This window comes from Chitinibacter bivalviorum (assembly GCF_013403565.1).
In the GTDB taxonomy this organism is placed as follows: domain Bacteria; phylum Pseudomonadota; class Gammaproteobacteria; order Burkholderiales; family Chitinibacteraceae; genus Chitinibacter; species Chitinibacter bivalviorum.
The window spans coordinates 671,068-693,671 of sequence record NZ_CP058627.1 but is presented as its reverse complement, the minus strand read 5'-3'; the positions used below and the strand labels follow the sequence as shown (position 1 = coordinate 693,671).

The 22,604-nt window shown below is 49.3% G+C and carries 25 protein-coding genes; 12 read left to right on the top strand and 13 right to left on the bottom strand.

All coding sequences use genetic code 11. The features are described from left to right. Nucleotides 1-186 precede the first annotated feature (186 nt). The gene (locus HQ393_RS03190; RefSeq protein WP_179357422.1) at nucleotides 187-570 is read left to right on the top strand and encodes a DUF6394 family protein; all 384 of its coding nucleotides are present in this window, start codon (nucleotides 187-189) and stop codon (nucleotides 568-570) included. Nucleotides 571-572: 2 nt separating this feature from the next. After that, nucleotides 573-2,288, top strand: coding sequence for a potassium channel family protein (locus HQ393_RS03185; RefSeq protein ID WP_179357421.1), 1,716 nt, complete (start codon nucleotides 573-575; stop codon nucleotides 2,286-2,288). A gap of 529 nt (nucleotides 2,289-2,817) precedes the next feature. On the opposite strand, the gene HQ393_RS03180 is transcribed toward HQ393_RS03185, so the two are convergent. Continuing rightward, complete coding sequence (locus tag HQ393_RS03180; RefSeq protein WP_179357420.1) at nucleotides 2,818-3,783, bottom strand: D-2-hydroxyacid dehydrogenase; 966 nt, start codon at nucleotides 3,781-3,783, stop codon at nucleotides 2,818-2,820. Further along, complete coding sequence (locus HQ393_RS03175; RefSeq protein WP_179357419.1) at nucleotides 3,780-4,691, bottom strand: ArgP/LysG family DNA-binding transcriptional regulator; 912 nt, start codon at nucleotides 4,689-4,691, stop codon at nucleotides 3,780-3,782. Before HQ393_RS03175 ends, HQ393_RS03180 begins: the two co-directional genes overlap by 4 nt. Nucleotides 4,692-4,794: 103 nt before the next feature. Between HQ393_RS03175 and lysA the strand changes: the two genes are divergently transcribed. The 10 genes from lysA to HQ393_RS03125 all read left to right on the top strand — a co-directional run bounded on the left by lysA (nucleotide 4,795) and on the right by HQ393_RS03125 (nucleotide 15,353). Beyond that, complete coding sequence (gene lysA, locus HQ393_RS03170; protein WP_179357418.1) at nucleotides 4,795-6,027, top strand: diaminopimelate decarboxylase; 1,233 nt, start codon at nucleotides 4,795-4,797, stop codon at nucleotides 6,025-6,027. Between the two features lie 156 nt (nucleotides 6,028-6,183). After that, complete coding sequence (gene gltS / locus HQ393_RS03165) at nucleotides 6,184-7,395, top strand: sodium/glutamate symporter (RefSeq protein WP_179357417.1); 1,212 nt, start codon at nucleotides 6,184-6,186, stop codon at nucleotides 7,393-7,395. A gap of 90 nt (nucleotides 7,396-7,485) precedes the next feature. Continuing rightward, on the top strand, nucleotides 7,486-8,037 hold the full coding sequence (locus tag HQ393_RS03160) for a DJ-1 family glyoxalase III (protein ID WP_179357416.1): 552 nt from the start codon (nucleotides 7,486-7,488) through the stop codon (nucleotides 8,035-8,037). A gap of 177 nt (nucleotides 8,038-8,214) precedes the next feature. Then, on the top strand, nucleotides 8,215-9,243 hold the full coding sequence (locus HQ393_RS03155) for an L-threonylcarbamoyladenylate synthase (RefSeq protein ID WP_179357415.1): 1,029 nt from the start codon (nucleotides 8,215-8,217) through the stop codon (nucleotides 9,241-9,243). A gap of 128 nt (nucleotides 9,244-9,371) precedes the next feature. Further along, nucleotides 9,372-9,863, top strand: coding sequence for a type IV pilin protein (locus tag HQ393_RS17585; protein ID WP_179357414.1), 492 nt, complete (start codon nucleotides 9,372-9,374; stop codon nucleotides 9,861-9,863). Next, a complete protein-coding gene (locus HQ393_RS03145; RefSeq protein ID WP_179357413.1) occupies nucleotides 9,864-10,409 on the top strand; it encodes a GspH/FimT family pseudopilin in 546 nt (181 codons plus the stop codon). Then, entirely contained in the window at nucleotides 10,399-11,025 is a 627-nt protein-coding gene (locus HQ393_RS03140; protein ID WP_179357412.1) for a PilW family protein, read from the top strand. Before HQ393_RS03145 ends, HQ393_RS03140 begins: the two co-directional genes overlap by 11 nt. 3 nt (nucleotides 11,026-11,028) lie before the next feature. Beyond that, the gene (locus HQ393_RS03135) at nucleotides 11,029-12,357 is read left to right on the top strand and encodes a pilus assembly PilX family protein (protein ID WP_179357411.1); all 1,329 of its coding nucleotides are present in this window, start codon (nucleotides 11,029-11,031) and stop codon (nucleotides 12,355-12,357) included. Further along, a complete protein-coding gene (locus tag HQ393_RS03130; protein ID WP_179357410.1) occupies nucleotides 12,357-12,974 on the top strand; it encodes a type IV pilus modification PilV family protein in 618 nt (205 codons plus the stop codon). The genes HQ393_RS03135 and HQ393_RS03130 overlap by 1 nt, the downstream gene beginning before the upstream one ends. A 114-nt stretch (nucleotides 12,975-13,088) precedes the next feature. Then, nucleotides 13,089-15,353 carry an arginine/lysine/ornithine decarboxylase gene (locus tag HQ393_RS03125; RefSeq protein WP_179357409.1) on the top strand — a complete coding sequence of 755 codons (2,265 nt, stop codon included), beginning with the start codon at nucleotides 13,089-13,091 and terminating at the stop codon, nucleotides 15,351-15,353. A gap of 87 nt (nucleotides 15,354-15,440) precedes the next feature. Here HQ393_RS03125 and HQ393_RS03120 read toward each other — a convergent pair whose 3' ends face one another. From HQ393_RS03120 to galU, 11 genes are all read right to left on the bottom strand, one after another. Further along, on the bottom strand, nucleotides 15,441-16,157 hold the full coding sequence (locus HQ393_RS03120; RefSeq protein WP_179357408.1) for a substrate-binding periplasmic protein: 717 nt from the start codon (nucleotides 16,155-16,157) through the stop codon (nucleotides 15,441-15,443). 216 nt (nucleotides 16,158-16,373) lie between these two features. Then, nucleotides 16,374-16,763: a hypothetical protein gene (locus HQ393_RS03115; RefSeq protein ID WP_179357407.1), complete on the bottom strand. Its 390-nt coding sequence runs from the start codon at nucleotides 16,761-16,763 to the stop codon at nucleotides 16,374-16,376. A gap of 23 nt (nucleotides 16,764-16,786) precedes the next feature. Further along, nucleotides 16,787-17,431: a site-2 protease family protein gene (locus HQ393_RS03110; protein WP_179357406.1), complete on the bottom strand. Its 645-nt coding sequence runs from the start codon at nucleotides 17,429-17,431 to the stop codon at nucleotides 16,787-16,789. A 79-nt stretch (nucleotides 17,432-17,510) separates the two neighbouring features. Beyond that, the gene (locus HQ393_RS03105) at nucleotides 17,511-18,134 is read right to left on the bottom strand and encodes an L-threonylcarbamoyladenylate synthase (protein ID WP_179357405.1); all 624 of its coding nucleotides are present in this window, start codon (nucleotides 18,132-18,134) and stop codon (nucleotides 17,511-17,513) included. Nucleotides 18,135-18,164: 30 nt separating this feature from the next. Beyond that, nucleotides 18,165-19,031, bottom strand: coding sequence for a 3',5'-nucleoside bisphosphate phosphatase (locus HQ393_RS03100; protein ID WP_179357404.1), 867 nt, complete (start codon nucleotides 19,029-19,031; stop codon nucleotides 18,165-18,167). Then, the gene (locus tag HQ393_RS03095; protein WP_179357403.1) at nucleotides 19,028-19,324 is read right to left on the bottom strand and encodes a SemiSWEET transporter; all 297 of its coding nucleotides are present in this window, start codon (nucleotides 19,322-19,324) and stop codon (nucleotides 19,028-19,030) included. The genes HQ393_RS03100 and HQ393_RS03095 overlap by 4 nt, the downstream gene beginning before the upstream one ends. After that, nucleotides 19,321-20,199 carry a cysteine synthase CysM gene (gene cysM / locus HQ393_RS03090; RefSeq protein ID WP_179357402.1) on the bottom strand — a complete coding sequence of 293 codons (879 nt, stop codon included), beginning with the start codon at nucleotides 20,197-20,199 and terminating at the stop codon, nucleotides 19,321-19,323. The genes HQ393_RS03095 and cysM overlap by 4 nt, the downstream gene beginning before the upstream one ends. A 53-nt stretch (nucleotides 20,200-20,252) precedes the next feature. Beyond that, entirely contained in the window at nucleotides 20,253-20,519 is a 267-nt protein-coding gene (locus HQ393_RS03085; protein WP_179357401.1) for a hypothetical protein, read from the bottom strand. After that, nucleotides 20,520-20,885, bottom strand: coding sequence for a phage holin family protein (locus HQ393_RS03080; protein WP_179357400.1), 366 nt, complete (start codon nucleotides 20,883-20,885; stop codon nucleotides 20,520-20,522). Nucleotides 20,886-20,902: 17 nt separating this feature from the next. Further along, nucleotides 20,903-21,205 carry an ElaB/YgaM/YqjD family protein gene (locus tag HQ393_RS03075; RefSeq protein ID WP_179357399.1) on the bottom strand — a complete coding sequence of 101 codons (303 nt, stop codon included), beginning with the start codon at nucleotides 21,203-21,205 and terminating at the stop codon, nucleotides 20,903-20,905. Between the two features lie 222 nt (nucleotides 21,206-21,427). Next, entirely contained in the window at nucleotides 21,428-22,303 is an 876-nt protein-coding gene (gene galU / locus HQ393_RS03070) for a UTP--glucose-1-phosphate uridylyltransferase GalU (RefSeq protein WP_179358375.1), read from the bottom strand. Between the last annotated feature and the right edge of the window lie 301 nt (nucleotides 22,304-22,604).

Here is a 22,604-nt window from a genome sequence, read left to right as displayed (position 1 = left end):
ACTTATCCACAGCGCAGCGCCGGTTTTATCCACCTTGCGCGTGGATAAGCTCAGCGGCGGCAAAATGCACTTGAACTCGGCAGTGGACTACGCCACAATCAATTCAATATGTATATCCCTGCACAGCCATTACAGCGGCTTTACAACGATATACCCCTGCATGTATCTACCCACTAGGCTGGCATCATGAATATTGAAAAAGTGATTTTTGGTTTTTTCATCCTGCTCGCGTTCACGCTCAATTTCGGCTTTGTCTTGGGCCAAATCGATGTGGCGCACCAGCATGATGTGTTTGAGCTATTTGCCGCGATTGTGATTAATCTGATTGCGACCACACTCAAATTTGGCGATCGTACCCAAGTTGGTGCGCTGCATTTGGCCACTAGCCTGGTCGCTGATTTGCAATTAGTCACTGCGGCCTTGATCTGGGGGCATGCCGAATATGTTTCTGGCTTAGGCATGACACCGGGTATTACCTCGATGGTGGTGTCATTTGCCGCCGGCGCACTGGCCGCTAATTTGGTTTCGGTGGTGCTGCTGATTGGTGAAACGCTGCAACATCGGCGCTAAGCATGGACGGCATCTTCTTCCTCATGCTGCGGCGCTTGCGCGCGCCGATTGTCATGCTGATCAGCGTGTATGCGATCGCCGTACTCGGTCTGGTCTTGATTCCGGGGATAGACGGCGATGGCAAGCCGTATCACATCGATTTTTTCCACGCCTTTTATTTCATTAGTTATACCGCCACCTCGATTGGCTTTGGCGAGATCCCCCACCCTTTTACCTATCAGCAACGCTTATGGGTCTTGGTGTGCATTTATTTGGCCGTCACAGGCTGGGCGTACACGATAGGCTCGATTTTTGGCTTGATGCGCGATGAATCGCTACGCAAAGCGATTGCCCATGCCCGATTCCGACGTAAAGTGCGGCGCATTAGCGAGCCTTTTTATCTGATTTGCGGTTACGGGCAAAGCGCACGGCTACTGTGCAAGGTGCTCGATGATCTTGATATGCGCTTTGTGATTGTGGAATTGCGTGAAGAGCGCATTAACGACATTGCCTTGGCTGATTTTCATTACGACACCCCCTGCATTGCGGGCGATGCCGCCAATCCCGAATTACTCAAAGTCGCAGGCATAGAGCATCCACAATGCATCGGCATTATCGGTATCACTGGCAACGAAGAAGTCAATTTAGCGATCGCAATCAGTGCCTATGTATTGCGCCCAAAATTACTGTCGATTTGCCGCAGCCGCAATCGATCAGTCGCCGAAAATATGGCCTCGTTTGGCACGAATAAGGTCATCAATCTATTTGAAACTGTAGGCCGCAAATTTGCGCGCCGATTGCAGCAACCCACGGTTGCCCAGCTATGTGATGTCTTGGCCGACTTCCCGGGCAATCTTATCAGCAATGATCCACCACCACCGATTGGGCACTGGGTTATTGTCGGCTACGGACGCTTTGGCGGCGCAGTGTATACCGCACTGATACAGGCAGGATGTACTGTCACGGTCATTGATCCAGAGCCGCAAGCGCAGTTACCCGAGTCTGATTTTATTTTGGCGCTGGGCGTAGATGCAGCCTCCTTGCGTCAAGCGCGGATTGAACAGGCCGTCGGCTTGCTGGTTAGCCATGACCATGACGCCAATAATCTGTCGGCACTGGCCACTGCGCGGGAAATAAACCCGCATCTATATACCGTGGCGCGGCAAAATTTAACGCATAACCACATCTTATTTCAGGCCTTTAAACCCAATATCACCTCGATTCGGGCTCAGATTATTGCGCACGAATGTCTGCGCGCGATGGAAAACCCTTTACTCGCCGATGCCATGAGCTTGATTCAGCAGCAATCGGAAGATTGGGCCGCGCAATTGCTGCCTCAACTCAATCAACTGTGCGCAGGCCATGTCCCCGAAATTTGGCGCGTTCAATTTAATGCCAAAAATGCGTCAGCAGTCCACGCCATGCTGGCCCAACCGCAACCACCACTGCGCATTGATCACTACACCCACGATGCATTAAATCATGGCAATACGTTGCAATGCCTCGCCCTACTCCATCGTCACGCGGGGTGTGACACGCTCCTACCATCGGGCGAGACGCTGCTGCAGTTTGGCGATGAACTGCTTTTTGCCGGCGATCATCATGCGCGGATCGCGCATAACGCAGTACAAGAGAGCATCGCGCTACTCGACTACATTCGCACCGGAGTGGAACAGCCGCAAAGCTGGATTTTCCGCAAATTAGCTCAACGCAAAACAGACCAACTCGCCGCACATTGATTAAATTTTAATCAATCAATAATATGGCTAATTAAACAAGCACTTAATCCGCTTATCCACATCTTACCCAAGCAACTATTCGGCGAATTCGGGCATAAGTGGGAAAACTCGGCACTATAGTTAATAAATCGCCAGAGACAAGCAAATTGAAACCTAATGGGCAAAAAATGGCATCAAAATGTCACATTGATACCGTTTTAGGCTGAATAATTGCCTATTTTTTAATCTCAAAACAAAAACACCACTAAAACAGCAACTTAAATCACTTACCCACACCTTACCCAAGTAACTATCCTGCCATAACGGGCATAAGCAGGGATAAGTCGGCACAATAGACTAAAAAATAGGCAGAGCAAGAAAAGCCTATTGCGCCAGTGACTTAATTCACTTACTCACAGCCTATACATTTTCTTATTCACGATTGATGTGAATGAAGTTGCACAATGCCTTATTGATTTACACAGCCACAAAAAAAGCGCGGATCTCCACGCTTTTTCTTAATAACTTTGCAAATGGCAATTTCACAGTCTTAGAGTAAATTACGCGGCTGACCTTGTAAAAATCCATCCACATTATCGATCAATTGATCTGCCAGCGTTTGCATCGTCTCGACACTCGCCCAAGCCACATGCGGCGTGATGATTAGATTGGGTAGCTCAATATCAAGCAAAGCATTGCCAGCACGAGGCGGCTCGGTGATCAGCACATCGAGCCCAGCACCCGCGATTTGCCCCTGTTGCAGCGCCTGGAGTAAAGCGGCTTCATCAATCAAGCCGCCGCGCGAGGTATTGATCACAATGGCGCTGGTTTTCATTTGCGCCAGTTCAGCAGCACCGATCAAATTGCGAGTTTGATCATTCAGCGGGCAATGCAGGCTGATCACATCGGCGGTTTGAATAGCCTCATCCCAAGCCAGATAGCCAACGCGGACCTGTGCAGCCCCTTTGCGCTCGACAAAATAAGTTTGCATCCCAAAGGCCTGCGCCAATTTTGCCGTCGCCTGCCCAAGCGCGCCCGAACCAATGATCGCCATGCGGCTGCCCGCCAGATCATGTGATGCGGTGGCTGCGCTTTCAGGAAATAAGCAAAAGCCTGCTGCCTTTTGCCATTCACCTGCCAACAAGCGCGCGCGGTAAGCGAGTAATTGTCGGCGCAGCGCCAGCATCAGCATCAGGGTATGCTCTGCAACGCCATGTATTGCATAGTCTCGGATATTACACACCCCTACCGTATGCTCACGCGCTGCGGCGACATCGATAATGTTAAAGCCCGTTGCAGCAACCGCAATCAAACGCAGCTCAGGTAGCGCTGCGATCATCTCGCGCGTGATCACGACTTTATTCGTAATGACCACACTCGCCCCTTGCAGCCGCTCGATCACTTGCTCGGGGGTGCTGTGAGGGAAACTTTGCCAACGGTGCGGCGAGCTAATGGGTTTGAGCGGCACCGGCAAAGTGTCGCGATCTAAAAATACGACTATGGGAGCGCTGTTCATATGTTGGACGGGCCTAAATGAGTTGAAGCAAAAGACATTAATGCTTGGCTAAATAATTGAGCTGGCCGCGTTTGGCGCGACCAGTGATGCCAAAATAGTGGCACCTCATGGGAAAAGGCCGCAATTTCGACCAACTCGCCAGATGCCAAGGCCACTTGCGCCTGCTGACGCGGCACAACGGCATAAGCAAAACCAGCCAGCGCGGCAGCAAATAGCGCATTGCTTTCAGGAATCACATGGCAAGGATATTGCCCTTCCAACAAACCCCAACGCTCGCGCAGCAGGCGACGATGCAGGCTTTCCTTATAACCAAACACCGCAGCCGGTGCATTGCCCAAGCGCTCAGCATCCAGTTTTTCGCCCAAATGCAGCGCAGCAAACTGCGGCGATGCAACGCCAATATACTGCATACTCCCCAATGGTAATACGCCACAGCCCGCCACCAAATTAGATTGCGTACTAATACACCCAGATACTTCACCAGTCCGCAGCAAATCAAGCGTATAGGCTTCGTCATCCACCACGCATTCAAGCAATAATCTTTGCGCGGACAATAAACCCGATAGTGCGGGCATTAAGCCCAGCGCCAAGCTATCGGCATTCACGCCAATGCGCAGCGTACGCCATGCTTGTGTTGCGCCTTGTTCATCGAGATCTTCCGCCAATTGCTCGCCCAATTCAGCCTCCAGCGCGCGCACCTGACGCACATGCGCTAGCAGCTTTTCACCGCTGGGGGTCGCGCAAATTGGATTTTCACGCCGCAGTAGCACTTCACCATGCCGCTCTTCAAGCTGACGGATGCGCTGCGAAATGGCCGACGGCGTTAAATGCAGTCGCTTGGCCGCCGCATCAAAGCTGCCACAACGCAAAACCATATCGAGTGCTTCGAGTAATTTGTAATCAAACATAAGCCAAATTGCTGTAGGGCAAGAATTTATCGTTTTACCATGTTTGCCCGCTCTGTTTGAATAGCAACATCAAATTCACAATAGAAAATAAATCAGGATCACTATGAAACCCATCAACGGCTCACAAATCGCGCAGATCGCCCAACAATACGGCACCCCAGTCTGGACTTATGATGCTGCGACCATTCGCGAGCGCATTAGCCAGCTCAAAATGTTCGACACCATTCGTTTTGCGCAAAAAGCGAACTCAAACATCCACATTTTGCGTTTGATGCGCGAGCAAGGCGTGAAGGTAGATTCGGTATCCTTGGGCGAAATCGAGCGAGCGCTGGCGGCAGGTTTTCAAACTGGCCTCCATTGTGATGACATCGTTTACACCGCCGATCTGCTGGATCACGCCACCTTGGCGCGCGTGGTTGAGCTCGATATTCAAGTCAATTGCGGTAGCCCGCAAATGCTGGAACAACTCGGTGAAGCACATCGTGGCCATCGCGTATGGTTGCGGGTTAACCCCGGGTTCGGCCACGGCCACAGCCAAAAAACCAATACGGGCGGCGAGCAAAGTAAACACGGCATCTGGCATGAGCAATTGCCTGAAGCGCTAGCGCTGATCGCCAAATACGAGCTCGACTTGGTTGGTCTGCATATGCACATCGGCTCGGGCGTGGATTACAGCCACTTACAAGATGTGTGCGCCGCAATGGTGGCGCAGGTGAAAGAATCTGGCCGCGATATCCGTGCGATTTCCGCCGGTGGTGGCTTGTCGATTCCGTATCGCGTCGGCGGTGAGACCATCGACACCGCGCATTACTTTAGCTTGTGGGACGCAGCGCGCAATGAAATTGCCGCGCATTTAGGCCACCCTGTTCATCTTGAAATCGAGCCGGGCCGTTTCCTGGTGGCAGAAAGTGGCAAATTGATCGCCGAAGTCCGCGCAAAAAAAGACGTTGGCAATAATCATTTTGTCCTCGTTGATGCCGGTTTTAGCGATCTGATGCGCCCAGCCATGTACGGCAGCTATCACGAAGTCAGCTTGTTGCGTGCCAATGGTGCCGCAGCCGAAGGCGAAACGCGCGGCACGGTTTTGGCTGGCCCATTGTGTGAATCAGGCGATGTATTTACCCAAGAAGAAGGCGGCGTGGTGACGCCACGTGAATTGCCAAGCGCGGAAATTGGCGATTGGTTGGTCTTGCACGACACCGGCGCGTATGGTGCCAGTATGTCGAGTAACTACAATACTCGACCGCTGATTGCCGAAGTGATGATCGATGGCGAGCTCATTTCGCAAATCCGTCGTCGTCAAACTGTGGCGGAATTGCTGGCTTTAGAGGCATAAACCTCGGCAATTGAATAATATTCGCCGTCACAAGCCAATTATTTAACAGCTTAGTTTTACTCATTTAACCTAAAATGGCTTGCACAATGCGCAAGCCATTTTTTATTGTTTCATACTAGAAGTGGACATCATCAAACACCGCTCACCGGAGAACGTATGAGCACCAACCTCATCACCATAGGCACCTACGGCACACTGGTTGCCGCCTCACTCGTTTTACTCTTTGGTCGAGTTCTGGTCGATAAAACCGCACCATTGAAGGCATTTACTATTCCGGAGCCGGTGGCTGGCGGCCTAGTGGTTGCACTGATGATGCTGTTCGCTCAGCAAGTGGCTGGGGTTAGCGTCAAATTTGACACCAGCATCCAGACCCCTTTGATGCTGGCCTTTTTTGCCACGATTGGCCTTTCCGCCAACCTCGCCAGCCTGCGCGCCGGTGGCAATATCATGATTAAGTTCCTGTTTGTCGTGCTGGGGCTTTTGCTCATGCAAAACGTCATTGGCATTAGCTTGGCCAAATTGCTTGGGCTTGAAAATCATTTAGGTTTACTCGCCGGCTCAATTACCCTGTCTGGCGGTCATGGCACAGGTGCTGCGTGGAGCAAAGTATTTAGTGAGCAGTTTGGCATAGCGGGCGCGACCGAATTGGCGATGGCCTGCGCGACTTTTGGCTTGGTATTGGGTGGCTTAATTGGTGGCCCGGTAGCGAAAATTTTGCTCAAAAAAGTAGCCGCACCCGGTGCTGAGCATAATCAAGATCAAGCACCGAGCATGTTTGAAGAGCCGCAAGCGACCCGCTTGATTACGGTAAATTCCTTTATCGAATCGCTCGCATTGATCGTACTGAGTCTGGCTGGCGGCCATATGCTGGCAGAAACGCTGGCGGGAACCATGTTTGAGCTGCCGACCTTTGTATGCGTGTTATTTAATGGTGTTTTATTGCGCAACGTGCTGTCGGTACTGGGCTGGTACGAAGTTTTTGATCGCGAAATTTCAGTTTTGGGTAATGTGAGTTTGGCGCTCTTTCTGGCGATGGCGCTGATGAGTTTACGGCTGTGGGAGCTGGCCAATTTGGCACTGCCGATGTTGCTGATTTTAGTGGTACAAGCAACGGCCATGGCGGCCTACGCCATCTTTGTGACTTTCCGCGTCATGGGCAAAAACTACGATGCCGTGGTATTGGCCGCAGGTCATTGCGGCTTTGGCTTGGGTGCAACGCCGACGGCCATCGCCAATATGCAGGCGGTCACGCATCGCTTTGGCCCTTCACACTTGGCGTTTATCGTGGTACCGATGGTCGGCGCTTTCTTTATTGATATCGCCAACGCGATTGTGATTAAGCTATTTATGGCTTTACCCATCTATTAAGTCGAACCCATACCCCATGTTGGTATTAGCGCGTAATTTAGTATGAATATTAATTTCGTGACTATACCCACCATGCATTAGGAGAGAATCATGACTGTTCATGTTTATGTCGCCCCCGGCTTTGAAGAAGTCGAGCTCATCACCATCGTTGATGTACTTCGCCGCGCCGACATCGATACGGTAATGGTTTCTCTGACTGCGGGCACACAAATTCAAGGCGCACATCAAATTTCCGTTCATGCTGACGCGCCATTTCATCAAGTTGCAGGCCAAACGCCCGAGCTGATCGTCTTGCCAGGCGGCGGCCCTGGCACGCAGGCTTTACTCGCACATATCGATCTACATGCTCGGCTACAAGCGCAAATCAGTGCGGGCAAACGGGTCGCAGCGATCTGCGCCGCGCCCATGGTGCTAGCAAAAATCGGCTTATTGCAGGATAAAAACGCCTGTTGCTTTCCTGGCTGCGAAAACACGCTACTCGACGGTGGCGCCAACATCACCGCTTACAACGTCGTCACCGACGGACTCATTACCACTTCACGCGGCGCCGGCACCGCCGGCTTATTTGCGCTGGAGCTGGTCGCTTTACTCAAAAATGAGGCGATCGCCAAAGAGGTGGGCCGAACGATGCTCTACCTCTAAACCGTCCACCATCAACACACTCACTGGGTATATGCTTAAAATCTAAACAAAATATAGATTTCAAGCACATACCCATCATATTTTGATCTATAAAATCAGCCACACAGACTCGATCACGGCATGCAGGCCATGCAATGTTATAATTGCCTGCTAAATCAATCAGTTTTGCCGTCAACGATGAATCCAAGCCGCTCACCTGCCATGACCACCGAACAAATCAACACCGCGCTGAACCTATTGCGTGCTGGCGAACTCGTTGGGATTCCGACCGAAACCGTGTACGGCCTAGCTGCTGACGCGAGCCAGCCCGCTGCCGTCGCCAAAATCTTCGCCGCCAAGGGCCGCCCTGCCGACCATCCAGTCATTGTGCATATTGCAGGTGCTGAGCAACTGGCCGATTGGGCGCAAAATATCCCCGACGAGGCGTATTTACTGGCCGAGCACTTCTGGCCCGGCCCGCTCACGCTGATTTTAGAGCGCCAGCCGCATGTATCAGACTCGGTCACCGGCGGGCAAAACACGGTGGGTCTGCGTGCGCCAGCGCACCCGATCACGCATGAATTACTGCAGCAATTTGGCGGTGGACTTGCCGCGCCGAGCGCCAATCAATTCGGCCATGTCAGTCCGACCACGTTTGATCATGTGCGCAGCGAATTTAGCCCCGAAGTACTGCAATTAATCCTTGATGGCGGCGCTTGCGATGTGGGCGTTGAATCGACGATTGTGAGCCTGGTGGGCGACAAACCCAAATTACTTCGCCCCGGTGGCGTGTCGCGAGAAGCCATCGAAGCGGTACTGGGCGATAGCCTAGAACATCACACCAATCAGCACAGTGCCAAACAACGTGTTTCTGGCTTACTTGACTCGCACTATGCTCCAAGAACTCAACTTATTACAGGCGATTTGCTTGCACTTCATGCACTAGCTCAACAACGTCTGGCCCAAGGACAAAACATCGCATTACTACATTACCAGTCAATAGAACACGAGCAGACCAATTGGCTCAATGCACAATGCTATGCCATGCCACAAAACGCTGAATCATATGCACAAACACTCTATGCCACCCTCCGTCATCTTGACCTAGCAGGATTTAATGTACTTCTCTTGGAATTACCCCCCACAAGTAAGGAATGGCTTGCGGTGCATGATCGACTACATCGAGCCGCTCACCTGAAACTCGGCTCAAATAGGATACCAATTTAAACCTCAAAAACAACCGCTTATCTGCGCATAGCGACCGCTCTGCTGAAGAAGGACATTCAGACTTGCTCAATGTAAGGAATGAACCTTACGATAGCGAAAATTAGAAATATATAAGGATGGAAAGAGATATGCAGCACAAACACCAAGGCTTCACTCTAATTGAACTGATGGTCGTCGTCGCAATCATCGGCATACTTGCAGCGATTGCAATCCCGTCATATCAGGATTATGTACGCAAATCCCGCCGGACAGACGCAACGACAAAATTAGCTCAAATTCAGCAGCAAATGGAAAAATTCAGAGCCAACAACACCTGTTATACCGATCGATTTGATAGCAAATCGGGAGATGCAACTTGTGCAAATAATGGTCTTGCCATGATTACTGGTAATACCTCGACTAAAACTATCAAATCAGACAATCAATATTACGACATCACAATTGTAGGTTTTAATGGTACCAATTGCACTGGTACACCAGATGGGACTAGCTATTGTATTGAAGCGGTCGCTGATACAAGCAAATCTCAAGCCAATGATACGAATTGCACAACATTATCAATTGGGGTTACGAATGGCAATACGACATACTCCCCTGCATCTGGCTGCTGGAGCAAATAAGTGACTAAAACCACAATATCTGGCTTTACCTTGACTGAATTGATGATCACGATTGCGTTATTGAGTATTGTTCTTGCCATAGCAATTCCGAATCTCACATTATTCCTTAATCAGACTCGACTAAAGGGAATCGCTGAGAATCTCGCACAAGATCTTGTTTTTGCCAGGTCTGAAGCTATTCGTACTAATAAAATGGTTAGACTACACGTTGAATCTACATGCTATGGATTAAGTAACAAAACGACTATTTGTGACTGCACAAAAACATCTCCGAGTGATGCTAATTTTTGTGAGATTAAAAGAGTAGGCAGCCCTAGTAATGTTAGTTTCACCAAAACATCAACAAGTTTCGATGAAATTGCATTTGACCCAGTACGAGGCCTACCTTTAAACAAAGATGGAGTTTCATCACTAACTACGACACAAATTTTAGATATTGAGCAAAGTAATGTAGGCAAAATAAAAACTTCTCTCTCAGTAATCGGCAGTGTTTGTTTAAGCTCATCTGGCACAAGTAAAATAGCAGGTTATCCAAATGCATGTTAGACACCAGAAAAACCAAGGTGGCTTCACCTTGGTGGAAATTCTAGTTTCCTTAGCTTTAGGTCTATTAATAATAGGTGGAGCATTTACTTTTTTTCTCGGCAATCTAAAAACCTCTAGCAACATGCTATCTCAAAGCAAATTACAGCAAGAAATAAAATCAACAGCCGATTTTATTCAACGCGATCTGCGGCGCGCTGGTTACAAACCTTATGGGAGTGCCGCAACCGTTTCCAATATTTATACTGGAAAAACTAATGGGACACTGAGCAAGGAGAATTGCGTTCTTTATAGCTACATCGACGAGAGAGGATTATTACGTGTCGGTGGATTTCTTCTAGATAACAATAGATTGTATATGTATACCAATAAATCCACGGCAATCACCACCTGCCCCGCAGATGCAGCGACAAATTCAAATTGGGCAGTACTTACGATGGATTCGAACAATAAAATAACCGTATTTGAGCCAAGCATTGAAGACGACGCCAACCGCCCACTACTCCGGATAACAATTCAAGGCGAATTAAATAATGATGCAAAAATTACTTTTGCACTAGAAGAGCAAATCGTCCTGCAAAATATGCCGACTAAAACAACTGCGAATTCGGGCTCTTAAATTATGAACGCTAAATCAATACCAATTCGAGTACATACACAACGTGGTGTAGCAACGCTATTAGTTTCTATTGTAATTTTGATTGTATTGGGTTTGATGACTCTTTACACTAATCGCTCTATCATTATAGAACAAAAAACCAGCGCAAATGCATACAAGAAATCACTCGCATTAGAAGCAGCACAATCTGGCCTAGAAAATTTCATGGGAATCATTTCAAGTTCAGACGACACAAAAAATTATAAAATCTATTTTGACCCTCCCACAGGAGGAGGAAGCGACTGGACCCTTAAATCTGCATTTGACAACAAAGCAAAAATTAATAACAAAGGGTATTTAAACAATACCAATGATACATATGTACACAACTTTAGCTTAAGCGGCCTAATCCCAGTTAAAAGCGAAGCGTTGGCTTTGGCAAAAGCAAGCGATGGTACAGACCTAAATGGACAAAAACAAGAATACTCTGTGTATTTATATTCAATAACCTCCGCAACGCCTGGTGTCCCTCCACGCTTTGTATTGATTAGTCGTGGCTGCGCCGACTCATGTACTTATTCTGATGCATTTGTAATGACCGAATTTACAATTGGCCAGCGCAAAATTTGTCCGATGGAGATCAATGGTAAATTTGAAGGTGTGAATGGCCCTAGTATTCATGGCACCACCAATATTTCAGGAAACCCTGCAAATAGTGTATTCAATTGCGGTTTAAGTTTGGGAAGTGTACCTACCAATAGTGGCGTAGGTACTACCGACGATATAACAGGCTGCCAAACAGGTACTGGTTGCTCTAGTAATGGCAGCGCGGATCGCTACAACCCAAAATACAATATTCAAAGCGACCCTAGCAAAGACAATCACTTTAAGAAATACTTCAATAAAAGCATGTCTGACTTCAAAGCTGAAGCAACAACTTGCGTACTGACTGGAGATAAAGACCAGGTTGATCTAAACACGGCTTTAGCTGGAGGTGGAGTCTGTGCAGGCAAAACGACGGTAGTTATCAGCGGTAATTTCAGTATCAATGCGTCACCATCGCCCGCCTTAGGCGCAGATCCAGTTAAATACCCCAATGGACTTACCCTAGTTGTAGAAGGTGACTTAAACATGAGTTGGGGAACTTCAACTTTTGACGGTTTTTTATATGTTTATGGGAATGCAAAATCAACAGCGGCCGGCTCAATGAAAATTATCGGCTCTGCAGCATTCGCTGGAGATGTTGTTGGTCAATTGTCTTGGGATGTAGTGGCTGATGCGAAAAAGGCTAGACTTCCAAGTGGTTCAACTCTCACCGCCAATTTTAGTAGCGGCACCTGGAGAGACTTCTAATGCCAAGCAAAACTGATCAACAAGGAATTAGCCTAATTGAAGTGCTTGTATCCGTTGCCATTTTATCGATAGGCTTATTGGGACTTTCTGGATTTACTGGCAATTTATATCGTAGTGTCAATCATGCGGGAGATCGTTCAAAAGCACTTGCTATCGCACAACGATATATTGAAAATGCCAGAACTAAAGGCGCTGCAACACTTACAAGTGGTGCAGTGACAACACCAAGCGATTGCTCCACAAGTGCGTTTTACACCTACTGGAAAGCAAACGACATAGCAGGTTCAAATGGCGTAAAACATTATTCAGTCAATGTATGCTGGACTAATGCACTTGGTGAGAAGCAATTACTAACTACAAGCACATACATAGGTACAGGAAGTACTTCACTTGGCTTAGGGGCTCCGGTAAGTACGCCAGCACCAACTAAATGCGTTGGCATTCCATATGTTGATAAAACCCCAGCTTATTCGGCAGGGCAAGTGGTAACACTTAATAGCAAAGACTATACCTGCGTGACAGGTCCCAATAGTGGTTTTTGTGGGCAAGCCGGCTTTAAACCTGGAACCTTATATGGTGCGATGGCATGGGGAGATGGGGTCACATGTGTGCCATAGAATAGGAAAATCAAGTCAACGCTGCAATATTGTTTGAGATAAAATAGGCCAAGGACAATGAAACATTTTCATTGTCCTTTCCTTTTGGTTATTTAAATTGAGATTGAAACCACCATGCGCTTTTACTTCCCCCTCGTCATCATCGACGAAGACTTCCGCTCGGAGAACACCAGCGGTTCCGGTATCCGTGAATTGGCAGCCGCGATTGAGGCCGAGGGTACGGATGTGGTGGGCTACACCAGCTATGGTGACCTAACCTCTTTTGCGCAGCAGCAAAGCCGTGCTTGTGGCTTTATCATGTCGATCGACGATGAAGAATTTGGCGGTGGTTCGGTTGAAGAAACCCAAAATGCGCTGGAACATTTGCGAACTTTTGTGGCCGAAATTCGCCGCCGCAACCCTGATATTCCTATCTATTTGTATGGTGAAACCCGTACCGCACGTCATATACCCAATGACGTATTGCGTGAGCTGCACGGTTTCATTCACATGCACGAAGATACCCCCGAGTTTGTGGCGCGCCACATTATTCGTGAAGCAAAATCTTACCTCGATAGCTTAGCGCCACCATTCTTCCGTGCGTTGACCAATTACGCGCAAGATGGCTCGTATTCATGGCACTGCCCGGGTCACTCGGGTGGCGTGGCGTTTTTGAAATCGCCTGTCGGCCAGATGTTCCACCAGTTCTTCGGCGAAAATATGCTGCGCGCTGACGTGTGTAACGCGGTGGAAGAGCTCGGCCAGTTACTCGATCACACCGGACCAGTGGCGGCGTCTGAGCGCAATGCGGCGCGCATTTTTAACGCTGATCATTTGTACTTCGTGACCAACGGCACCTCAACATCGAACAAGATCGTTTGGAACTCAACGGTTGCGCCGGGCGATATCGTCGTGGTCGATCGCAACTGCCATAAATCGATCTTGCACGCCATTATGATGACGGGCGCGGTGCCGATTTTCCTGATGCCGACGCGCAATCACTACGGCATTATCGGCCCGATTCCACGCAGCGAATTCGAGCCAGAATCAATCCGCCAAAAAATGCTAGCCAACCCATTCTGCCGTGAAAAATTGGCCGAAAACCCAAATATCAAGCCACGCGTTTTGACGATTACCCAGTCAACTTACGATGGCGTGCTGTACAACGTCGAAGAAATCAAAGGCCTGCTCGATGGCGTGATTGAAACGCTGCACTTTGACGAAGCTTGGTTGCCGCACGCGGCATTCCACGACTTTTACGGCGATTACCATGCGATCGGCGAAGATCGCCCACGTTGTAAAGACTCGATGATTTTCTCGACGCAATCGACACATAAATTGCTGGCTGGCATTTCGCAAGCCTCGCAAATCTTGGTGCAAGATGCGACCGATAATAAGCTGGACCGCGACATTTTCAATGAAGCATATTTGATGCATACGTCAACCAGCCCGCAATACGCGATTATTGCCTCGTGTGACGTGGCGGCGGCGATGATGGAAGCGCCTGGCGGTACAGCGCTAGTTGAAGAGTCGCTGTCTGAAGCGCTGGAATTCCGTCGTGCAATGCGTAAAGTCGATGAAGAATACGGCAGCGACTGGTGGTTCAAAGTGTGGGGCCCCGATGATTTGACCGATGAAGGTCTGGATCACCGCGATGCGTGGATGCTCAAAGCGGGTGAAAATTGGCACGGTTTCGGCGACATCGCCGAAGGCTTTAACTTGCTAGACCCAATCAAGGCTACCATTCTGACCCCAGGTTTGAATGTGGACGGCGACTTTACCGATCAGGGTATTCCAGCGGCGATCGTAGCGAAGTATCTGGCTGAACACGGCGTGGTGATTGAGAAAACCGGCCTATACTCCTTCTTTATCATGTTCACGATCGGTATTACCAAAGGTCGCTGGAACACGATGGTAACGGCCTTGCAGCAGTTCAAAGACGACTACGACAAGAATGCACCGCTGTGGCGCGTATTGCCGGAATTCGTTGTGCAATTCCCTCAATACGAGCGCATCGGCTTGCGTGACCTTTGCCAGCAAATTCACGGCATCTACCGCGAAAACAACGTGGCCAAATTGACGACCGAGATGTATTTATCAGGCATCGTGCCAGCGATGAAACCATCGAAAGCATTTGCAAAAATGGCACACAAAGAAATCGAGCGCGTACCACTCGATGAACTCGAAGGCCGTATCACCGCCGTCATGTTGACCCCCTATCCACCGGGCATTCCGCTCTTGGTGCCTGGTGAAGTATTCAACAAAACCATCGTTGACTACCTCAAATTTGTCCGCGCCTTTAACGGCAAATTCCCAGGCTTTGAGACCTACACTCACGGCTTGGTTGCGGAAAAAGGAACTGGCGGCACCCTCTACTATGTAGATTGCGTAAAAGTATAAGCAATAAAAAAGCCCGCGAGCAATTGCGGGCTTTTTTCAGGGTATCAATCCAAACCCTAATAAAATAAAAGCACAGAACGCTATACCCTATTTTACTACCCAATCGCTTACCCCATAGGATTGTAGTATTTGCTTTAGCTGCCCACTCTTGCGCAGTGCATTTACCCCCTCATCCAGCAATTGCGCCAACTCCCTCGCATCCCGTCGCTTTGGTGAAAAACCGATATACAACGAATCATTGGTCCGCCCGCAGCCTGCATTGCGCAATTGCGTTTTGGCTTGGTGAAATTGGTATTGAGCGACCAGCTCATATTCGACGATTGCATCCAGATGATTGACCATCAATTTGCTGACATTGCGTTTGAATGCATCAATTCCTCCGACTTCATCGACATTACTCAGAGCCAATTTTTGATCAATTTCAGCGCCATAACTGTAACCACGGATCGTACCCAAGCTAAGTTTATGCAGAGATTTGTCCCCTGAGTAAGTCCAGCTATCGGAAGGACGCGTATAAAAGCAGACACGGGATGTGGCTTGCGCAGAGGCAGGAAATACCCAGTGTTGACGCTTTGGCAACTTTAAAACCCCGAGAAAACCTGCCGCCTCGCCGTTGTTAATCATCATTTCGGCTCGGGCAAAAGGAACGACCTGATAGTCAACCCGATAACCAGCCGGCTCGAAAACAGCTTTAGCTATTTCAACCATATATCCTGGTCGCGGCGCAGAAGCTGCGCACGCTACTGGACACCATGGATCGCTAACCAGTACCAGATTTTGTGCCGCCCAGGCACTGGCAGGCATGAATAAGTACGCCAATAATAAATAACGGTACATATCTCTACTTCAAAGTGATCCGATGCTTCAATATAAGCATTCAAAGCAGGCTAGGCTGAAAAATTAAACTTATCACGGCTAAATCCATACCGCCAAAAACAAAATAGAAACAAAAAGCCATGAGCGTGCTCATGGCTTTATTTTTGCGCTAACTAGATCAGGGGCGCTGCATCGGCAGGATGTTTACTCCTGCTCAGGCAATTGCTTAACCGTACGCGATTGCTGCGCACGCTCCCAAGGTTTGGGCGGAGGCTCCGCAATTTTATTTGAACGCGCCAATAGCATTAATAATCCACATAAAATCAAAAGCAAAGGGATCTGCACCGAGCGGGCCAAATCATACTGTTGCTGAAAAAAAGTCGTCACTCCACCAGCAATGAGCATGGGGCCAATCACGATGCTCGATTTATTGATCCCTTCAAGCAAAAGCACCGCAAAACCAGACACCAGCAGCGCCAAGATCACAATCCAATTTACGCTGGGGAATATCTCCAAGCGGTGCATTAACCAGCCCGAGCCAATGACAATCAAGGCTACCGGCAACCAGACTCCACCACGTCCCTTATCACTCATCACACGCCCCTTTATGATTTAACTCACAACACCAATTGGATAAAACCCATCACCAGATGCATAAACGGAGCCAAGATTTTGCCGAGCAAGCCAGTCGCCAACAAGGCAATCAAGATAAAAAACCCATAAGGCTCAACGCGAGATACTTTATACGCCAAATGGTTGGGCAATACTGAAACCAAAATACGCCCGCCATCGAGCGGCGGAATCGGCAATAAATTCAACACCATCAGCACCACATTAATCTGAATACCCGCTTGCGCCATTAAGGCCAAAGGCAATTGAAAGGCATTGCCATCCAAAGCACCAGTTGCAAAGCGGAATATCAAAGCCCAGATAATGGCCATCGCTAAATTTGCCAATGGCCCCGCTGCGGCCACCCAACGCATATCGCGCTTAGGATTGCGCAGGGCTTCAAAATTAACGGGGACCGGCTTGGCGTAGCCAAACAAAAAACCACCGGGCAATAGCACACAGAGCAGCGGCAATACAATGGTGCCGATCGGATCAATGTGTTTGATGGGGTTAAATGTCATACGTCCCAGCAAAAACGCAGTCGGATCGCCAAATTTCTTGGCTGCATACGCGTGAGCCGCTTCATGGGCGGTAATCGCGAATAACACGGGCAAAGCCCAGATTGCGATATTTTGAATCAGATTCAGTTCCATTACTTCCTTTTCATGCTTGCGCTATGTTCGCTATCGGCGAATTATTATTAATTTTTCAAAGTGAACAATCTAATAGTCATCATAAACCGAATGGGCTTAATGGGCCCTTGCCCTCGCGCAACACTACTGGATAATCATCCGACAAATCCACCACCGTCGTTGGATCAGTACCGCAGTAGCCCCCCTCTATCACCAAATCAACATCATGCTCGAGTCGATCGCGAATTTCCCACGCGTCGGTCATTGGGTATTCTTCATTTGGCAACATCAGCGTGGTGGAGAGCATTGGTTCGCCCAATTCTTCCAGCAGCGCCAACGCGACGGGATGATCAGGTACACGCAGGCCCACCGTTTGCTTTTTCGGGTGCCACACACGACGCGGCACTTCTTTGGTTGCTTGCAAAATAAAAGTATAGCTACCCGGCGTGGCGGCTTTGAGCATACGGAAAGTGCGATTATCCACCTTGGCGTAGCTACCCAATTGCGACAAATCGCTACAGGCCAGCGTGAAATGGTGCTTTTCATCGAGTTGGCGGATTTTGCGAATCCGCTCAAGCCCATCTTTATTATCAAGCGAGCAGCCCATCGCATAGCATGAATCGGTCGGATACACGATCAATCCGCCCTTGCGAATAATATCGGCCGCCTGTTTGATCAAACGCGCTTGCGGTGTTTCAGCATGAATCGAGAAAAACTGCGACATAGTGATTTTTCTAGTAAATAGATCGATTGATTAAACAGGGCTGGCAACCACGGGCCCCAAATCAGGCGCCCAGCGCGCCCAGACTGGCTCGCAACCAATAGGCAAGTCGGCATTTAAACCTGGCTCACGTGCGCCTTCACCAGTGGCGTGATAATCGCTGCCACTCGAGCAAAGATAGCCAAATTCTTTGGCCAAATGATTAAAACGCCCCACATCAGCATGTCCGTGACTACCGGAGACCACTTCAATCGCTTCGCCACCCAAGCGTTTAAACTCGGTGAGCAAAACGCGCATCGTTTCATTGCCCATATCGTAGCGCCCCGGATGCGCCAACACCGCGACGCCACCCGCGCCCCGGATCCAATCAATGGCATCGTGCAGTCGCGCCCATTCATGCTCGACAAAGCCAGGCTTGCCGCGCACCATGAATTTTTTAAATACCGCTTTCATGTCTTTGCAGCGGCCCGTTTCGATTAGAAAACGAGCAAAGTGTGAGCGGCTAATCATTTCAGGGTTGTCGGCATGGCGGCGTGCGCCTGCCAAAATACCTTCAATCCCCAGTTTTTCCAGTGCCGCCGCCATACGCTCCGCACGCTCGGCTCGACCTGAACGCACGTGCGCCAAACCGGCGAGCAGTGTTTCATTTTCAGCATCAAAGCCCAGTCCAACGACATGCAGCGTGTGTTTACCCCAGCTCACCGATATTTCAACGCCATTGATAAAGGGCATCCCCAATTCATCGGCTGTCGCTTTGGCCAGCGCCAAGCCGCGCGTATCGTCGTGATCTGTTAGTGCAAACAATTGGCAGCCTCGAGCGTGCGCTTTGCGCACCACTTGATCAGGCGGCAACAACCCATCGGAAATATTGGAATGGCAATGCAAATCAACGGGTGTCATTGCTGATCCTGTGGTGGCTTTTGGCGGTCTCGGCGATCAAAGATAACTTTCATCACCAACACAGCTCCGGCCAAGATTAAAGTGATGGTATTGGCCAGATAGACAGGCGCAGAGCCGACTAGCAAGCCATACCCCAGCCACATTGCAACACCCAGCACAAATAAACTATACATGCCCAGACTAATATCTTTAGCAGATTTGCTTTTCCAGACCTGCCAGACCTGGGGCGCGAACGAGATCGTGGTTAAGGTGCCAGCCAGCAGGCCTAAAATCTCTATCGATGCAGGGCTCATGCGGGAAAAACCCCAGTCGAAAGATAGCGGTCACCACGATCACACACAATACTTACAATCACCGCGTTTTCTACCGTAGCAGACAGTGCCAAAGCGGCTGCCAATGCCCCGCCAGATGAAATACCTGCAAAAATACCTTCCTCGCGCGCCAAACGACGTGTCATTTCTTCGGCATCGGCTTGGTTCACTTCCATCACTTGATCAATCAGCGAGAAATCGCAAATCTTTGGCAAGTACTCTGGCGCCCATTTCCGGATGCCCGGAATTTGCGCACCATCGCAAGGCTGAACGCCAATAATTTTCACATCTGGGTTTTGCTGCTTCAAATAGCGGCGCGTCCCCATAATCGTACCGGTCGTACCCATGCTGGAGACAAAATGCGTAATCGTTCCGGCGGTATCGCGCCAGATTTCTGGGCCGGTGGTTTCAAAATGCGCCAGTGGATTATCAGGGTTGGCAAATTGATCCAAAATCAGACCCTCACCCGCCTTGGCCATGGCGTCAGCACGATCACGCGCGTCTTCCATACCTTCAGTCAAGATGACTTCAGCCCCGTAGGCTTTCATCGTTTGAATCCGTTCAACGCTAGAGTTTTTAGGCAACAGCAGCACCATGCGGTAACCCATCATCGCGGCAGCCATCGCCAAGGCAATGCCTGTATTGCCACTAGTGGCTTCGATCAAGGTATCACCGGGTTTGATATCGCCGCGCGCCTCGGCGTGGCGAATCATCGACAGCGCGGGTCGATCTTTGACCGAACCGGCGGGATTATTGCCTTCAAGCTTTAACAGAATGGTATTGGTAGTTTGGCCCGGCAGCCGTTTTAGCTTAACAAGCGGGGTATTTCCGACGAAATCTTCTAGATATTTGAACATGCAACATTCACTCCATGGGTCGCATGATTATACGCAAGCCCACGGTGTTCGGTTTATTTGTTACGCATCATCCGTGCAACGGCCAGCAAAACGCCAATCAGCTTCATGCCTTGCGCCAATCGACCCAAAGCAGGGTGAATCTTGCCCAGATTGCCCGCCAGTTTGCTCAACATACTCCAAGATGCCACACCGCCCATAAACGAGCTGGCCAGATTGATTGGACGTCGCGACTCCAGCAAACGGGTTTCCAGTTGCAATCGATGCAATTGCGATCGATACACTAGCTGCATTTTCTTTTGTTCGCGGGTTTGATTGGCCATTTATTCGGCCTCCGAATTACGACTAGGCGTGGTAAACGCCGCTTCAATCAACTTGCGATCATTAGCAAACTCTTCACTCGTAAATGGAAAAGGATCGGCCGCTGCATTCATCAATTGGCGCACTTTGAGCCAGGTAAGAGCCCCAATGCCCAAAAAAACAACCGCCACAATCGCGCACACCCATATCCGGTAAGCCCAAAAGCCAAACAAGATAGAAAGACTTAGAAAACTCAGCGCCATCACCAAGGAAAAAGCCGCGGCAATGGCCAAGCCCACCATCATCGCCACTCGGTCAAGCTCATCACGCAATTCAAGGCCAAATAACGAGAAACGGGTGGCGATTAAGCCACCCAATGCTTCTCTCATGGAAGAACCCATACTCATTAACGGCGCGCCACCAAAAAGCCAACGAGCAAGCCTACTGCGGCACCAATGCCTACGGCCTGCCATGGGTGAGTGTGAACATATTCATCCGTCTGTTTGGCCGCCACTTTAGCTTTTTCAAGTGCATTGCCCTCAAGCTCGACCAAGCGATGCTTAGCAGTACGCAAATTTTCGGCAATTTTGGCATACAGCGCAGTTGCTTCTTCACCGTTGGCATTGGCTGCAGCCTCGATCAACTGTGCAGTTTCTTTTAATGCATCTTTCGTTTCATCAATCAGTAGCGAATCAATTTGATTAGACATCAGTTTGCTCCTTGCCAGTAAATAAACAGTACAGAAATCTCTCGCGATAAGTCGTAAGGACTATGACATCAAGATATCAAATTCATCTTAACAAGGCATTCTACAATTGCACAGTAAATACTTTACAGGCTCATAAACTAAAAAGGCCCGAAACATTTATCCGCTTGTATTTGTTCAATACACGGCATCAATTTCAGGCCCTTTCACGTCTAAATAATAGTCTTAAAACGTTTTGCAGAAGTCTTTCATATAAGCAGTAAATTCAGCACCCACTTCATGATGCTTCAAACCCAATTCAACGGTTGCTTTCAAAAAGCCGATTTTGCTACCGCAGTCGTAGCGCGTGCCTTCGAGCTTGTGCGCCAAAATATGCTGCTCTTGCATCAAGGCAAAGATACCGTCGGTCAATTGAATCTCGCCGCCTTTACCTGGCTGCACGTGCTGCAAGTGATGGAACACGCGTGGCGTTAAGATGTAACGGCCGACCACGGCCAGATTGGATGGCGCCTCTTCTGGCTTTGGTTTCTCAACAATATTGCCAACGCGCAAACGGCCCGCATTTTCGCTTACTTCGACAATACCGTAGCTGCCGGTATCTTCATGAGCGACTTCTTCCACGCCGAGCACCGAGCAATGTGTATCGCCAAACACATCCACCATGCGTTTCATTTCTGACACGCCATGGCCATCGATCAAGTCATCGGCCAAAATAACGGCGAAAGGCTCGTCACCCACGACAGGCTTCGCGCACAATACCGCATGACCCAAACCCAATGCCTCAGGCTGACGAATGTAAATGCAGGTTACCGATTTAGGAATAATGCCGCGCAATACTTCGAGCAACTTGGTTTTTTGTTTCGCTTCCAGATCCGCTTCCAGCTCGCCCGCTTTGTCGAAGTGGTCTTCGATGCTGCGCTTGTGGCGACCGGTAATAAAAATCATCTCGGTAATACCTGCCGCCAAAGCCTCTTCAACCGCGTATTGAATCAGCGGTTTGTCGACAATCGACATCATTTCTTTTGGGCTGGCTTTGGTGGCGGGCAGGAATCGAGTGCCCATCCCTGCGACGGGGAACACGGCTTTACGGATTTTTTGCATGGTATTTCCTTGGAGAGATGAGGATTCAGTCAACAGACCCAAGCGCATGGCCGCGCCCATCACCTGATCAGTTTGTTTCAAACTCAACTCATCAGGCCACTGGGACACAGCAGAGCGCCCCAAGCCTAGCGCATCGGCTAAGCGGGTTTGACTGCCAAATAAACGGAGTGCTTCAGACTTTCGCATAACTTGCATGTTCAATGAAATGAACACGCAAGTCAATGGCAGAAATATTAAATTTTGTGTTTAATTTATTAAACAAGTGGCGATTTTCACAAATAGTGCGGCGCTATCAGCGCTG

Coding starts and splice junctions, on each gene's coding strand:
- HQ393_RS03080 (WP_179357400.1), bottom strand. CDS start 20,885: ATGAGAGAAGCATTGGGTGGCTTAATCGCCACCCGTTTCTCGTTATTT.
- HQ393_RS03190 (WP_179357422.1), top strand. CDS start 187: ATGAATATTGAAAAAGTGATTTTTGGTTTTTTCATCCTGCTCGCGTTC.
- cysM (WP_179357402.1), bottom strand. CDS start 20,199: ATGTTCAAATATCTAGAAGATTTCGTCGGAAATACCCCGCTTGTTAAG.
- lysA (WP_179357418.1), top strand. CDS start 4,795: ATGAAACCCATCAACGGCTCACAAATCGCGCAGATCGCCCAACAATAC.
- HQ393_RS03075 (WP_179357399.1), bottom strand. CDS start 21,205: ATGTCTAATCAAATTGATTCGCTACTGATTGATGAAACGAAAGATGCA.
- HQ393_RS03155 (WP_179357415.1), top strand. CDS start 8,215: ATGAATCCAAGCCGCTCACCTGCCATGACCACCGAACAAATCAACACC.
- HQ393_RS03130 (WP_179357410.1), top strand. CDS start 12,357: ATGCCAAGCAAAACTGATCAACAAGGAATTAGCCTAATTGAAGTGCTT.
- HQ393_RS03085 (WP_179357401.1), bottom strand. CDS start 20,519: ATGGCCAATCAAACCCGCGAACAAAAGAAAATGCAGCTAGTGTATCGA.
- HQ393_RS03185 (WP_179357421.1), top strand. CDS start 573: ATGGACGGCATCTTCTTCCTCATGCTGCGGCGCTTGCGCGCGCCGATT.
- HQ393_RS17585 (WP_179357414.1), top strand. CDS start 9,372: ATGCAGCACAAACACCAAGGCTTCACTCTAATTGAACTGATGGTCGTC.
- HQ393_RS03140 (WP_179357412.1), top strand. CDS start 10,399: ATGCATGTTAGACACCAGAAAAACCAAGGTGGCTTCACCTTGGTGGAA.
- HQ393_RS03125 (WP_179357409.1), top strand. CDS start 13,089: ATGCGCTTTTACTTCCCCCTCGTCATCATCGACGAAGACTTCCGCTCG.
- galU (WP_179358375.1), bottom strand. CDS start 22,303: ATGCAAAAAATCCGTAAAGCCGTGTTCCCCGTCGCAGGGATGGGCACT.
- HQ393_RS03180 (WP_179357420.1), bottom strand. CDS start 3,783: ATGAACAGCGCTCCCATAGTCGTATTTTTAGATCGCGACACTTTGCCG.
- HQ393_RS03120 (WP_179357408.1), bottom strand. CDS start 16,157: ATGCCTGCCAGTGCCTGGGCGGCACAAAATCTGGTACTGGTTAGCGAT.
- HQ393_RS03175 (WP_179357419.1), bottom strand. CDS start 4,691: ATGTTTGATTACAAATTACTCGAAGCACTCGATATGGTTTTGCGTTGT.
- gltS (WP_179357417.1), top strand. CDS start 6,184: ATGAGCACCAACCTCATCACCATAGGCACCTACGGCACACTGGTTGCC.
- HQ393_RS03115 (WP_179357407.1), bottom strand. CDS start 16,763: ATGAGTGATAAGGGACGTGGTGGAGTCTGGTTGCCGGTAGCCTTGATT.
- HQ393_RS03135 (WP_179357411.1), top strand. CDS start 11,029: ATGAACGCTAAATCAATACCAATTCGAGTACATACACAACGTGGTGTA.
- HQ393_RS03110 (WP_179357406.1), bottom strand. CDS start 17,431: ATGGAACTGAATCTGATTCAAAATATCGCAATCTGGGCTTTGCCCGTG.
- HQ393_RS03095 (WP_179357403.1), bottom strand. CDS start 19,324: ATGAGCCCTGCATCGATAGAGATTTTAGGCCTGCTGGCTGGCACCTTA.
- HQ393_RS03100 (WP_179357404.1), bottom strand. CDS start 19,031: ATGACACCCGTTGATTTGCATTGCCATTCCAATATTTCCGATGGGTTG.
- HQ393_RS03105 (WP_179357405.1), bottom strand. CDS start 18,134: ATGTCGCAGTTTTTCTCGATTCATGCTGAAACACCGCAAGCGCGTTTG.
- HQ393_RS03160 (WP_179357416.1), top strand. CDS start 7,486: ATGACTGTTCATGTTTATGTCGCCCCCGGCTTTGAAGAAGTCGAGCTC.